We start from the raw sequence: 244 nt of genomic DNA on the forward strand, positions 1-244 counted from the left end.
TAAAGAAGAAGAAAAAGTAAGAGAGAAAACGAAGGCTAAGGAAGAGGCCAAAGCAAGAGAAATAGCCAAAGCTAAGGAAGAAGAGAAAGCAAGAGAAATAGCCAAAGCTAAGGAAGAAGAGAAAGCAAGAGAAATAGCAAAGGCTAAGGAAGAAGAGAAAGCAAGAGAAATAGCCAAAGCTAAAGAAGAAGCAAAAGTAAAAGAAGAGTCTAAAAATAACATACAGTCTGCTAAACGTGAATTA

At 36.1% G+C, this 244-nt stretch carries 1 pseudogene; it reads left to right on the forward strand.

The annotated features are described in order from the left end of the window. Window positions 1-244, forward strand: a pseudogene (locus tag MR113_RS28750) (enterotoxin); the annotation flags it as partial.

The sequence above is a fragment of the Bacillus cereus group sp. BfR-BA-01379 genome (assembly GCF_022663605.1).
Taxonomy (GTDB): Bacteria; Bacillota; Bacilli; order Bacillales; family Bacillaceae_G; genus Bacillus_A; species Bacillus_A mobilis.